This window comes from Neisseria sp. P0009.S007 (assembly GCF_051962515.1).
On the sequence record NZ_JBQCVF010000008.1, the window covers coordinates 21,154 to 34,157 of the forward strand.

Annotated in this window: 10 protein-coding genes and 1 pseudogene; 3 read left to right on the forward strand and 8 right to left on the reverse strand. The window is 47.6% G+C overall.

The genetic code is table 11. The annotated features are described in order from the left end of the window. Positions 1-31: 31 nt before the first annotated feature. The 3 genes from parC to ACTHS3_RS02115 form a co-directional block, all read right to left on the reverse strand. Complete coding sequence (parC, locus tag ACTHS3_RS02105; RefSeq protein ID WP_440366997.1) at positions 32-2,335, reverse strand: DNA topoisomerase IV subunit A; 2,304 nt, start codon at positions 2,333-2,335, stop codon at positions 32-34. A 208-nt stretch (positions 2,336-2,543) separates the two neighbouring features. Further along, positions 2,544-3,866, reverse strand: coding sequence for an MFS transporter (locus tag ACTHS3_RS02110; RefSeq protein ID WP_049344509.1), 1,323 nt, complete (start codon positions 3,864-3,866; stop codon positions 2,544-2,546). Positions 3,867-4,060: 194 nt separating this feature from the next. Beyond that, positions 4,061-5,104 (reverse strand): LacI family DNA-binding transcriptional regulator, encoded by a 1,044-nt coding sequence (locus ACTHS3_RS02115; RefSeq protein WP_049344511.1) that lies wholly within the window; start codon positions 5,102-5,104, stop codon positions 4,061-4,063. A gap of 258 nt (positions 5,105-5,362) precedes the next feature. Between ACTHS3_RS02115 and pgi the strand changes: the two genes are divergently transcribed. Next, the gene (gene pgi / locus ACTHS3_RS02120) at positions 5,363-7,003 is read left to right on the forward strand and encodes a glucose-6-phosphate isomerase (protein WP_440366999.1); all 1,641 of its coding nucleotides are present in this window, start codon (positions 5,363-5,365) and stop codon (positions 7,001-7,003) included. A gap of 171 nt (positions 7,004-7,174) precedes the next feature. Here pgi and ftnA (ACTHS3_RS02125) read toward each other — a convergent pair whose 3' ends face one another. Continuing rightward, positions 7,175-7,672: a non-heme ferritin gene (gene ftnA, locus ACTHS3_RS02125; RefSeq protein WP_003686798.1), complete on the reverse strand. Its 498-nt coding sequence runs from the start codon at positions 7,670-7,672 to the stop codon at positions 7,175-7,177. A gap of 16 nt (positions 7,673-7,688) precedes the next feature. Beyond that, positions 7,689-8,174 carry a non-heme ferritin gene (gene ftnA, locus ACTHS3_RS02130; RefSeq protein WP_003686837.1) on the reverse strand — a complete coding sequence of 162 codons (486 nt, stop codon included), beginning with the start codon at positions 8,172-8,174 and terminating at the stop codon, positions 7,689-7,691. Between the two features lie 913 nt (positions 8,175-9,087). Between ftnA (ACTHS3_RS02130) and ACTHS3_RS02135 the strand changes: the two genes are divergently transcribed. After that, positions 9,088-9,261, forward strand: coding sequence for a hypothetical protein (locus ACTHS3_RS02135; RefSeq protein WP_224783520.1), 174 nt, complete (start codon positions 9,088-9,090; stop codon positions 9,259-9,261). A gap of 257 nt (positions 9,262-9,518) precedes the next feature. After that, complete coding sequence (locus ACTHS3_RS02140; protein ID WP_371459658.1) at positions 9,519-10,796, forward strand: AmpG family muropeptide MFS transporter; 1,278 nt, start codon at positions 9,519-9,521, stop codon at positions 10,794-10,796. A gap of 73 nt (positions 10,797-10,869) precedes the next feature. Here the strand turns inward: ACTHS3_RS02140 and hpf are convergent, their stop codons facing one another. The 3 genes and pseudogenes from hpf to ACTHS3_RS02155 all read right to left on the reverse strand — a co-directional run. After that, on the reverse strand, positions 10,870-11,184 hold the full coding sequence (gene hpf / locus ACTHS3_RS02145; protein ID WP_003686778.1) for a ribosome hibernation-promoting factor, HPF/YfiA family: 315 nt from the start codon (positions 11,182-11,184) through the stop codon (positions 10,870-10,872). A 49-nt stretch (positions 11,185-11,233) separates the two neighbouring features. Next, on the reverse strand, positions 11,234-12,589 hold the full coding sequence (gene rpoN, locus ACTHS3_RS02150) for an RNA polymerase factor sigma-54 (RefSeq protein ID WP_004518851.1): 1,356 nt from the start codon (positions 12,587-12,589) through the stop codon (positions 11,234-11,236). Positions 12,590-12,754: 165 nt separating this feature from the next. Next, positions 12,755-13,004 (reverse strand): annotated as a pseudogene (locus tag ACTHS3_RS02155) (LPS export ABC transporter ATP-binding protein); the annotation flags it as partial.

A 13,004-nucleotide genomic window follows, 5' to 3' on the forward strand; every position in this document is an offset into this window, starting at 1 on the left:
TTTAATTTATTTAGATATATTTGTTCTTGTTTCAGGACAAACTTTTCAGACGGCCTGATATTTCCAATACCTTGCCTTTTTTACCGCGCTTGCCGTCAATATCGGCAATACGTAGTTTTTCCTGATGTTCTGCACCGCGTCGGCCGACCGATACAACGGTAAACTCAGAAGAGGTCGTCACCATAATGTGTTCCAAAGATGCACCCTCAGCCAACGACATCAGCTGCAAACCGCGGCCTTTAGGCATGACTTTGAGTTCGCCGATGGAAAACGCCAAGAGACGGTGGTCGCTGCTGGCCAGTACGACTTTGCAGTCGGGATTGATCAGTGAAGAAGCATAGACGGCAACCGGAGGCAGGACGGTTTCGCCACTGTCCACGGTCATGACCAATTTACCCGCTTTCACGCGTCCGACCATATCGGCCAACTTGGTGATAAAACCGTAGCCGCCGTTGCCTGAGAGCAAGTAATGCTGTTCTGGCTGGCCGGTGAGCATGGCGACGGGTTTCGCGCCGTTTTGTAACTCGATTAAGGATGAAACCGGCACGCCGTCGCCGCGTCCGCCAGGGATTTCGGCGGCATCAAGCGTATAGGTTCTGCCCAATGAATCCAGGATGACGACGGGCAAAACCGTGCGGCCTTCGAGGGTTTGTTTGAGACGGTCGCCTTCTTTGAACGCGGTTTGGCTCAAATCAAGGTTGTGTCCGGCACGGCTGCGTATCCAGCCTTTTTCCGACAGAATCAGCGTGATGGGTTCGTCGGCGGTGGTTTGTGTCAGCACGGCGCGTCCGGCCTCTTCCACCAGCGTGCGGCGCGCGTCACCAAACTGCTTCATGTCCGCCTGCATCTCTTTGATAATTAGCTTACGTTTTTCGTTTTCGTCGCCCAAAAGAATATTCAGACGACCTTGTTCTTCGCGCAACTCGTTCAATTCTTTTTCGAGTTTGAAACCTTCCAAACGCGCCAACTGACGCAGGCGGATTTCCAAAATGTCTTCGGCTTGGATTTCGGTCAGCCCGAACGCCGCCATTAAATCGGCTTTCGGATCATCTGATTCACGAATGACTTTAATCACTTCGTCAATGTGCAGAAAGACTTTCAGACGGCCTTCGAGGATGTGCAACCGTTTTTCCACTTGACTCAAACGGAATTTCAGACGGCGTGTTACGGTAACGACGCGGAAATCCAACCATTCCTGCAAAATCGTTTTCAGGTTTTTCTGCGCAGGGCGGTTGTCCAAACCCATCATTACCAAGTTCATGGACACATTGCCTTCCAGAGAAGTCTGCGCCATCAGCGTGTTGATGAAAGTATCCGTATCGATGCGGCTGGATTTTGGTTCAAATACAAGACGCACAGGATGTTCGCCGTCTGACTCGTCGCGCACGCGGTCGATTAAATCCAGCATCAGCTTTTTGGTGTTGAGCTGGTCTTGGTTGAGCTGCTTTTTTCCCGCTTTCGGTTTCGGGTTGGTTTGTTCTTCGATTTCGGCAAGGATTTTGGCGGAATTGGCGTTCGGCGGCAGCTCGGTCACAATCACGCGCCATTGTCCGCGCGCCAGCTTCTCGATTTCATAACGCGCACGCACGCGCACGCTGCCTTTGCCGGTTTCGTAAATCCGACGCAATTCGTCTGCCGGCGTGATGATTTGACCGCCGCCGGCAAAATCGGGCGCAGGGATATACTGCATCAGGTCGGCGGTTTCCAGCGTCGGTTTCTTCAACAACGCAATCGCCGCCTGTGTGACTTCGTTTAAATTGTGCGATGGGATTTCGGTCGCCATACCCACCGCAATGCCCGACGCACCGTTGAGCAACACCATAGGCAGACGGGTGGGCAGGTGTACAGGTTCGTCAAACGCGCCGTCGTAGTTCGGCACAAAATCCACCGTCCCCTGATTGATTTCGGACAACAGCAATTCCGCAATCGGCGTCAGCCGCGCTTCGGTGTAACGCATCGCCGCCGCCCCGTCGCCGTCGCGCGAACCAAAGTTGCCGATGCCGTCGATTAAGGGATAGCGCAAGGTAAAATCCTGCGCCATGCGAACCATCGCTTCATAGGCAGAACTGTCGCCGTGCGGATGGTATTTACCCAAAATCTCGCCGACCACGCGTGCCGATTTCACCGGCTTCGCCCCCGCCGTCAAACCCATATCGCGCATGGCAAACAAAATACGCCGTTGTACAGGCTTTTGGCCGTCTGAAACTTCAGGCAGCGCGCGGCCTTTGACCACGCTCATGGCGTATTCGAGATAGGCGCGTTCGGCGTATTGACCTAACAGCAGGTAGTCTTCACCGACAGGAGATGGACTTGGAGCGGAAATGTGTTCTGTCATCAGGATGGTAAAACGAAATAAATTAAAGAAGGATATTGTAAAGCAAAATCGGTAGTCATAGCCAATTTGAGTGATGAACGGTAGCGCAGCGACAATAAGGCTTTCCGAATCAGGTCAGCAAATGGAATCCGTTTCGACAAAAAAGGCCGTCTGAAACCCTTTCATGTTTCAGACGGCCTTTTCATTTTGGTTTTAAATCAAAACTTCGTTATTCTGCAGTAGCCGGTTTGGCCGCAGTTTTAATGGTTAAGGTCACCGCTGCGGCAATGGCCAGGGAAACACCGGCAAAAGTCATCGCGTTGGCAGGGTTTGAACCCAAGAAAGTTCTGTACACCCAGCCGAAAGATACGGTTTCAATCAGCATTGGAATCACAATCATCATGTTCACAATACCCATGTACACGCCGTAACGTTCTTTCGGAATAGAACCGACCACAATCATAAACGGCACGCCCATCATACTTGCCCAACCGACACCGAAACCAATCATCGGCGCAAACATCAGGTATTTGTTGCCGATGTGCGGAATGGTGAGCAAGGCTAGTGCGGCAAGGGTTACGGCAAAGGCGTGAACATATTTGGCGGCGTATTTGCGCGCCATCCACATCAGGCCAAAGGCGGAGATAAAGGTTATCACGTTGTAAAAACCGTTTACCAGGCCGGTCCATGCAACCGCTTGGCTATACGCTTCGGTATTTTCAACGGTCGAATCCCAGACGGATTGGACGATACTGTGGGAAATATATTGCCAGTAGATGAAGAGCGCGTACCATTGGAAGAGATACACCAAGGCCAGTTGCCACAGGGCAGTCGGCATTTCGCGCACGGCAACGACAATATCTTTAACAGCATGGGCCGGACCGCTCGGCTGGGCTTTAATGGCCGCCATTTCTTCAGGGCTGGGCTCGCGTTCGGCCGTTGATAAAACGGTAATCAAAACCGAACCGATGGAGCAGACCGCACCAATATAAAACGAACCGAATACCCAATACGGAATGCCTGCTTCGGAAGTTTGTTGCAACCAGCCGATTTGTTGGAAGATATAGAGGGAAACGTTGGCCAGGGTAATGCCCAAGCCGGTAAACACAGACTGCATCAAGAAACCGGTGGATTGCTGGTGTTCAGGAACGGTATCGGCAATGAAGGCACGGAAAGGTTCCATTGCAGTATTATTACTGATGTCCAAGAGCCACAGCAGCAATACGGCCACCCACAAGGCGGTAACGTGCGGATAGATAAAGAGACAGAGACTGCAACCAATGGCGCCAATCAAGAAATACGGACGGCGGCGGCCCAATCCGGGCACCCAAGTGCGGTCACTCATCGCACCAATCATCGGCTGCACCAGCAAACCGGTAATCGGGCCTGCCATATTCAAAATCGGCAATTGGCTCGGATCGGCATGAAGAAAGCTGAAAATCGGGTTAATCGCAGTTTGCTGCAACCCGAAGCTATATTGAATACCGAAGAAACCGAAGTTCATCAGCATAATCTGGCGAAGTGTCATCGCCACTTGTGGGGAGATTTTCATAGTAAGGCTACTCCTGGATAATAAACTATGGAAACAACAAACTCCAATTTCAGCGGTATGACGCTTTTATTGTATTGGGCCGCCTTTTTAATGAGGCAATCCTGTTTTCAGACGGCCTTTATTTTGACCGTTTACATAATCTTATTTTGATGTGTGTTTGCGTTGTTTAAAGCTTATTTTCAGGCCGTCTGAAACTATTTATTAATCACAGACTGACGCCAGATGGTTTCCCCAACGACCTTGACTGACTGAACCGAGCCGGTCGGGTGTTCAATGTATTGAAACAGCAAATCCGCCGCCATCGCGCCCATGCGCAGATAAGGCAGCTCGGTACTGGTCAACGGCGGAAACAGCGTCTCCGCAATCGCGCTGTGGTTATCATAGCCGGCAACCGAAACTTGCTCGGGAACCCGCACGCCGCGCGTCCTCAAAATCCCGTACACGCGTACTGCCATTTCATCGTTACCGCAGCAAATGACCGTCGGCGGAAGCGTCAAAGACAACAGTTTCAAAATAGCCGAAATCAAAGATCCGCTGTCATTGCTGAAGTCAGGATAACCAGTTTGCACCAAATCAGGATCGAAGACAATATCCGCATCCGCCAAAGCCCGGCGGTATCCGGCCAATCTCAATCTCGTTGCTTCTACGCCCGGCTGCAAAGTCACATAAGCAATCCGTTTGTGTCCGCTTTGGATAATCCGGCGCACCAAGCCATACTGCCCTGCTTCATCGTCCGGCAAAACCGACGGCGTACCTGCCAAATCGAAACAGTTGACCAACACCATCGGGCAACGGTTGGGCACTTCCGGCAGCAATACTTCCTGATGGAAACCGGCCACATATAAAATCCCCTCGGCACGATGCTCCATAAAGGTACGGATCAGCGGCTCCATCTGACCGGGCTGCCCTGGCTTGTTGTCGATGTCGGCAATCATCAAAATCTTGCCTTGTGCACGAATCTGCTGCTGAATGCCCTTAATCAAGAACATATCCGGTATGCCGTGTCCGCCCGTATTCTCGCCTGTCCGCGAAATGGCGCCGGTAATCAGACCGACCAAGCCGGAACGGTGTGACCGCATAATCCGCGCCGCAGAAGACGGGATATAGCCCAAAGCAGCAATCGCTGTTTCTACTTTAGAACGGGTTTTATCACTGACCGGCGCATCGCCGTTAATCACCCGGCTGACCGTCTTGGGAGATACCCCGGCATAAGCAGCGACATCATAAATTGTAGCCATCTTACGGACCCGTCCCGACAAGATTTCAATAATGTTACATAGGATAACACAGCAGACATCGGTGTCATACCCCTTTTTTTTACAGAAACTTGATGATAATCAATCATTTCTTTTTCATTTTGCATACATTTCTTAAACAAAAACACCCCCGCCACCTCCCAAAACCTGTTCAAATTTGTTAAACTACAAGCCACTACAAAAAAGCAGGAAATACCTATCTATCCTGCTTATTTTACCGTTACATACTAAGGAAACGAGATGACCGCATACTCAGACGCATGGCAGGCCTTGGAAGCCCATCATGCCGATACGCAACACGTTACCCTGCGCGAACGTTTCGCTGCAGATGCCGAACGTTTCAACAATATGCACGAAATTCTGCACGGTTTGTTATTTGATTACAGCAAAAACCGTCTGGATGAAAATACCCTTAATTTATTGTGCCGACTGGCCGAAGCAGCCGATTTGCCACAATATATGCAGGCCATGATCAACGGCGAAAAAATCAACACCAGCGAACACCGCGCCGTCCTCCACACCGCCCTGCGCCTGCCGGCCAATGCCCAACCCATTTACGTTGACGGCGAAAACATCGTGTCCAAAGTTCATCACGAACTCAACCGCACACTCGAGTTCGCACGCCAACTTTTGGACGGCACCCACGCAGGCATTACCGGCAAACCGATTACCGACTTGGTTCACATCGGTATCGGCGGTTCCGATTTGGGCCCGCGCATGGCCACACAGGCGCTGCAGCCTTATTGGCAAAACATCCGCGTCCACTTTGTCAGCAATTCCGATGATGCCGACTTGACCCAAACCCTTCTCGGCCTCAACCCCGAAACCACCGTATTCAGCATTGCCAGCAAATCGTTCCGCACACCGGAAACCCTGCTCAATGCCTATGCGGCGCGTACTTGGTATCGCGATGCAGGTTTGCCCGATTCCGGCATCTACCGCCACTTCTGCGCCATTTCTGCCGATGTGGCCGCCGCCCAAAACTTCGGCATTTCCCCCGACAAAGTCTTCGCCATGTCCGACTGGGTCGGCGGCCGCTATTCCGTCTGGTCGCCCATCGGCCTGCCGCTGATGGTTGCCGTCGGCGAAAAAGCATTCCGCAAAATGCTGGCCGGCGCACACGCGATGGATACCCACTTCTTCGAAACGCCATTCCGCCACAACATTCCCGTCCTGATGGCGCTCATCAACGTTTGGTACAACAACTTCCAACATTCAGACGGCCAAACCGTTGTCCCATACAGCCACAACATGCGCCTCTTCACACCATGGCTCAACCAGCTCGATATGGAAAGCCTCGGCAAACAGCGTACTTCAGACGGCCAACCCGTTTCCTGCACCACTGGCGGCATTGTCTTCGGCGATGAAGGCGTCAACTGCCAACATGCCTACTTCCAGCTTCTGCACCAAGGCACGCGTCTGATTCCCGTCGACTTCATCGTCCCCATGACCACAGTCTACGGCAACCACCGCCAACACCGCTTTACCGTTGCCAATGCCTTCGCCCAAGCCGAAGCGCTGATGAAAGGCAAAACCTTAGACGAAGTGCAAATCGAATTGGCCGCCCTACCCCAAGACGAACGCGACCGCCTTGCACCGCAAAAAGAATTCCCCGGCAACCGTCCGAGCAACAGCCTGCTCATCGACAGCCTGACGCCTTTCAACCTCGGCATGCTGATGGCTGCTTACGAACATCGTACTTTCGTTCAAGGCGTGATTTGGCGTATCAACCCCTTCGACCAATGGGGCGTGGAATACGGTAAAGAGCTGGCCAAAACCATCGAACCCGAACTCGAACGCGGCACGCCTGCACACGACAGCTCCACCAACGGTCTGATCGCCTTCTACCGCAACTGCAACGCAAGATCGAAGGCCGTCTGAAAATAAAATGCCCGTAAGACAAGCATATCTGCCTGTCTTACGGGCATTTCAAAACCTAATCGGCGGTAAGAATGAACCGTTAAAGCACCGCACTTTTAGACAAAAGTAGCTAGATTTTGATATAAAAAAAGGCTAAATCGATAATGACTTAGCCTTTTTCATCAGACTTGATTAGTTGTTTGTTGTTAATGCGCCTAAATCTTTATCAACTAAGAACAAACCTTTACCATCTTCACCAAGAAGATTTAATTTATCCAAAATTCCACTGAATAATTTTTCTTCTTCATGTTGTTCAGCCACATACCATTGTAAGAAGTTAAAGGCAGAGTAGTCTTTCTCTTCAAAAGTTCTACCAACTAATTCATTGATTTTAGAGGTAATTAACTTTTCATGTTCATAAGTTAATTCAAGTACTTGTTTCAATGATGAAAATTGATGAGGTGGTTCATCAATTTGTGTGATGATAGCCAATGCGCCGGTCTCATTTAAATAAGTGAAGAGTTTACGCATATGCTGCATTTCCTCAGCCGCATGCTCTGATAAAAATTTTGCAGCTCCTTCGAAACCTTGTTGTTCGCACCAGGCGCTCATTTGTAAATATAAGTTAGAAGAATAAAACTCTAAATTCATTTGATCATTTAATAGTTTAATCACGCTATTTGATAACATTTTATTTCTCCTATTCTTATAAAGTTTTTAATTCACGATCAATGTAGTAGAGCGCTGTACCACTTTCACCAAGAAGTTTGAATTTATCAACAATACTGTTAAATAATTTTTCTTCTTCATGCTGTTCAGCTACATACCATTGTAAGAAGTTAAAAGTAGAGTAATCCTTTTCTGCAAAAGTACTCTCAACTAACTCATTAATTTTAGATGTCACTAGTTTTTCGTGTTCAAGTGTTGTTTCAAAAACTTCTTTTAATGAAGCGTAATCGTGTTTAGGGGCGTCAATTTTACCTAACAAAGGCATTCCACTGGTTTCGCTCACATAAGTAAACAACTTTTGCATATGTTCCAATTCTTCATCGGCATGACGAAGTAAAAATGCTGCAGCGCCTTCATAACCATGTTTATGGCACCATGCACTCATTTGCAAATAGACATTTGATGAATACAACTCGAGATTAATTTGTTCGTTTAATTTTGCTGTAATTGACTTACTTAGCATAACTAACTCCTTTTCTTAATGCGGTTATGATAGATGTATCACAATACAAAATTTGTATTTGCGGATGAATTTTACTCATTTTATTGAGAATAGTCAATTTTATTTTATCAATTTTTATTGTAACCCATTAATTTAAAAGGATTTTATAAATAAATTATTCTCATTTGGTTCCATTTAATGAAATGAGTTATCAATATCGCCTTTGCCTAAATTCTCTAGAGAAATGATGAGGTGTTGGAAGGAGAATCGTAGATTTCCAAAGTTTTTTGCTCTCACTTATCAACTCCAAAATACTGGATAAATAGAAAACATGAAAATTCAATGTTTTTTATAGAATTACGCATCAAAGCGATATAGTTTCAAAGTAGGTTATCCTTAATATTTGAATGTGACAATTACCATTTATTATTTAACATAATATACATATTGTTGAAAAATCTACTGGTTAACTTCAATCAGGGAAAGCATGAAGAAGTTAGGAAGTTGGTTGGAAAGTTGATTAGGGTAGATTTTATTCAAATGAAAGACTAGGCTATGAAATCAAAATTTGTGTATAAGTTACTGGTAATTTCAAAGTACCTGTACATTTTAATTTGTATATCAATACCAATCGTTTTTATTTATGAAAGCTACCAAGGAGATAATGTTGATTTTATGATTTATATTCATGCTTTTATTATTTTTTCCATATTGGGTGTATTGACTCAATATTCTACATCTAATTTTTTTGAAAAGGAAAAATAACATGATTGAACTATCCATTGAGGATCTGGAACTAATTTATGGAGGAGGCTTAGGAGAGAGAATCCTTCAAGGAGGAGCAAATGGTGCATAAATAGGAGGATCAATTGGTGCAGGTATTGGTCTGGGTGTCGGTATAGCTTTTGGCAGTATTCCTGCCGGACCAGCTATTATGGTCGGTGGCACAATTGGTGCTGCTGTTGGTGCTGCAACTGGTATGGGTGTTGCAGCATATGAGTATTACCAAGAAACTCAGCCTAAAGGGACAGTAACGGTCGGTCCGATTTCTGCTTTTGCTGTGGACAAATCAGGAAACGGCTACACTGACGGCACAAATTACCACTGATATTTCTCATCGTTCAAACGATCTCTAGGGGTCGTCTGAAACTTTCTTAACTTCAATTTTATGAATACACCCAAGCAACCCTTCTTCCGTCCTGAAGTCTCCGTTGCCCGCCAAACCAGTTGTTCCAACAAAAGGCCGTCTGAAACTTAATTTGTCAAAGTTTCAGACGGCCTTTATTCAATAAAGATAGCAGAAGTTAATTCGCCATATCCCCCATCTTTGCTACAATATCCCTTTCCTTTTTTATTGATTCCACTATGACCACCGCACCCCAAACCAGCACTTGGCGCAAGATTTTCTCGCGCAGTATGCTGATTTGTATCTTTACAGGCTTCACTTCGGGGCTGCCGCTTTATTTTCTGATCAACCTTATTCCTGCATGGTTGCGCAGCGAACATGTCGATTTGAAAACCATCGGCCTGATGGCACTTATCGGGCTGCCTTTCACTTGGAAATTTATCTGGTCTCCCGTCATTGATTTGGTCAGATTACCTTTTTTAGGACGGCGGCGCGGTTGGATGCTGGTTACGCAAATTGGTTTGCTGCTGACCTTGCTCATTTACGCCTTCCTAAATCCTGCTCAGCATTTATATGTAATTATGGGCTTATCGTTGGTGGTTGCCTTTTTCTCTGCCAGCCAAGATATTGTATTGGATGCATTTCGCCGCGAAATTTTGTCAGATGAAGAATTAGGCTTGGGCAACTCCATCCACGTCAATGCCTACCGTATTGCTGCTTTGGTACCTGGCTCACTCAGCTTGATTCTGGCTGATTTAATGCCTTGGCACAACGTATTCATCATTACTGCACTATTTATGCTGCCCGGTCTGCTGATGACCCTGTTTTTAGCTAAAGAGCCTGACATTCCGCCAACTGTGCCTCGTACATTTGCCCAAACAGTCTCTGACCCTTTCAGTGAGTTCTTCTCCCGCAAAGGCATCAAACAGGCCATATTGGTATTGCTGTTTATCTTTCTCTACAAACTGGGCGACAGCATGGCCACTTCTTTGGCTACACCGTTTTATCTGGACATGGGCTTCAGCAAAACCGACATCGGCCTCATTGCCAAAAATGCCGGCCTGTGGCCTGCTGTGATTGCCGGCATTGCCGGTGGTATTTGGATGTTGAAACTCGGGATCAACAGGGCATTATGGGTTTTCGGCGTGGCGCAATGGGTTACTATTCTAGGCTTTGCCTGGTTGGCAAATTTTGGCAAGTTTGAAACCATCACACTGACAGAACAAATGATGCTTGCGGCAGTGATTGGTGCAGAAGCAGCGGGCGTAGGTCTGGGTACAGCGGCGTTTGTTGCCTATATGGCTCGTGAAACCAATCCTGCATTTACGGCCACACAATTAGCCCTCTTTACCAGCCTTTCCGCTGTACCGCGTACATTTATCAACGCCTCTACAGGCTATCTGATTGAAGCGATGGGTTACTTTAATTTCTACTGGCTGTGTTTCGCTTTGGGCATACCGGGTATGTTGCTGCTGTTTAAAGTGGCACCGTGGAATGGCGAAAAAGTGAGTAACTAGATTGCCAGTCTAAAACTTCTAGTAAAACAAAAGGCCGTCTGAATGTTCAGACGGCCTTTATCATACAAAAATTTTATTCTGCTTCAGGTTTGACAGTACTGCGGACATCGCCGCTTTTTTCTTTATGTTTCAAAACAGCGCGGTCGAGCTTGTCCATCAAAACATCAATCGCGGCGTACATATCCTGTTCAATCGCTTCAACGTGCAAATCTTTGCCTGCCAGATGCGCATCAGCTTCGGCTTTTTGATTGACTTTTTCCACCGAGAGCGTAATGGTCACAGAAATGATGTTGTCGGCATGGCGATTGATTCGTGCCAACTTGTCGGAAACATAGTTTTTGATGGCTTCGGTAACATCAAAATTCAGACCGGTGATTTTCAGATTCATGATACAGCTCCTTCGGTTGATTAGTCCGTCAAAACGGATCGGAATATATCTACTCGGTAAATTTTCGTTTGTGTGCCGGTGGGATGTCTAATGATTCTCTATATTTAGCAACTGTACGTCTGGCAATTTCAATGCCGCGTTGTTTTAATAATTTGACGAGGGTCTCGTCCGAATAGGGTTTGCTGCTGTCTTCACTTTCAATCAACTGGCTCAATACGGCTTTGATTGCGCCTTGGCTGAACCCTTCGCCATCATCATCGGCATTGACTGCCTGTGTGAAGAAATAGCGTAACGCAAACAGGCCGCGCGGGCAAGACAAATATTTCTGATTGGCGGCACGCGAGATGGTACTTTCCGCCAAACCCAATTCGGCGGCGGCATCTTTCATCAGCATGGGAGACAGGCCGATTTCTCCGAAGATGAAAAAATCTTCCTGATTTTTGACGATATACTCGGCAAGGCGGAGGACAGTGCTTTTACGCAGCTCCAAAGAATCAATGCGCTGCTTGGCTTCGTTGATTTTTTCCTTCCACTCCGGTGCGCCCTCTTCCTCTGATTTCATCAGGTCGCAATATTCCTGATTGAGCTGCAGCTTCGGCCAAGCCGCTTCGTTGCTGATGACTTCCCAGCCGTCCTTGCCCTCTTTGACCCAAACGTCAGGCTGAATATAAGGCGTAGGCGTGGCAGAGGCGAAGCCGTAGGCTGGATAGGGATTGAGCCCGGCAATCATATCGAGCGCGGCTTCTATGGTTTTGCTGTCGGTATCGGGATAAAGTTTGCGGAAACGCAGAACGTTTTGTTTGCGGTTTTTGCCTAAGTCTTGAAGCGAACTTTGCACCAAATGCGCGGCCATTTGTCGGGCAGGAGAAGCCGGCAAACGCATTAACTGCAACATAAGCGACTCGGTCAAATCCGCCGCCGCCACGCCGGGCGGCTCAAAGGTTTGCAATACATCCAGCGCGTTTTGCAGGGCTTCTTCGTCCAGCATCCATTCCAACGGCGTGTGGTCGATAATTTCTTCGAGGCTGTCGGTGAGGTAGCCTTGTTCGTCCAAAAAATCAATCAAGACGTGAACATAGGCCGCTTCCACTTGCGAGAGCGGATGCTCGCACACTTGGGCATGCAGATAGTGTTTGAAATCCTCTTCTTCGGCGATGTTGCTCCAAATATCTTCGGCATCGTCGCCGCTCAACTGCTGACCTGCGCGCGGCATGGTTACCGCACGGTTGAGCCCGCTATCGGCAAATTCATCGCTTTCCGGACGCTCAAGCAGAGGATTGTCTGACAACCAGTCTTCCACTTCGCGCTCAAGCTCAAGACCCGACATCTGCAAGATGCGCAGAGACTGTTGCAGCCGCTGGTTGAGCTGCTGGGTCTGTTTGAGTTTAAGGACGAGTGAAGACATAGTGTTTAATTCGAAATGTATGGATAGTTTTTCAGACGGCCTTTATACGGCAGGCCGTCTGAAAGATTAGTTTATCGGTATTATATTTGTATTTTTAGTGATTATTCCAATATTTATAGCCGCCCTCAATTGAAATGAGGGTCTCATATACCGTCAAATATGCATTCAATATTTGAAATTTTCACCCAAGTAAACCGAACGGACTTGTTCATTGTTGACCAAATCATCCGGCTTGCCTGAAGCCAATACCGTACCGTCGCTGATGATGTAAGCACGGTCGCAGATGCTGAGGGTTTCGCGCACGTTGTGGTCGGTAATCAATACGCCGATACCGCGTAATTTGAGGAACTCGATGATTTTCTGAATATCGATGACAGCAATCGGGTCAACGCCGGCAAAAGGTTCGTCCAACAAA

Excerpts from the sequence above, each read along its gene's own strand:
- parC (WP_440366997.1), bottom strand. The coding sequence starts at position 2,335 with ATGACAGAACACATTTCCGCTCCAAGTCCATCTCCTGTCGGTGAAGAC.
- ACTHS3_RS02110 (WP_049344509.1), bottom strand. The coding sequence starts at position 3,866 with ATGAAAATCTCCCCACAAGTGGCGATGACACTTCGCCAGATTATGCTG.
- ACTHS3_RS02115 (WP_049344511.1), bottom strand. The coding sequence starts at position 5,104 with ATGGCTACAATTTATGATGTCGCTGCTTATGCCGGGGTATCTCCCAAG.
- pgi (WP_440366999.1), top strand. The coding sequence starts at position 5,363 with ATGACCGCATACTCAGACGCATGGCAGGCCTTGGAAGCCCATCATGCC.
- ftnA (WP_003686798.1), bottom strand. The coding sequence starts at position 7,672 with ATGTTATCAAATAGCGTGATTAAACTATTAAATGATCAAATGAATTTA.
- ftnA (WP_003686837.1), bottom strand. The coding sequence starts at position 8,174 with ATGCTAAGTAAGTCAATTACAGCAAAATTAAACGAACAAATTAATCTC.
- ACTHS3_RS02135 (WP_224783520.1), top strand. The coding sequence starts at position 9,088 with ATGGTCGGTGGCACAATTGGTGCTGCTGTTGGTGCTGCAACTGGTATG.
- ACTHS3_RS02140 (WP_371459658.1), top strand. The coding sequence starts at position 9,519 with ATGACCACCGCACCCCAAACCAGCACTTGGCGCAAGATTTTCTCGCGC.
- hpf (WP_003686778.1), bottom strand. The coding sequence starts at position 11,184 with ATGAATCTGAAAATCACCGGTCTGAATTTTGATGTTACCGAAGCCATC.
- rpoN (WP_004518851.1), bottom strand. The coding sequence starts at position 12,589 with ATGTCTTCACTCGTCCTTAAACTCAAACAGACCCAGCAGCTCAACCAG.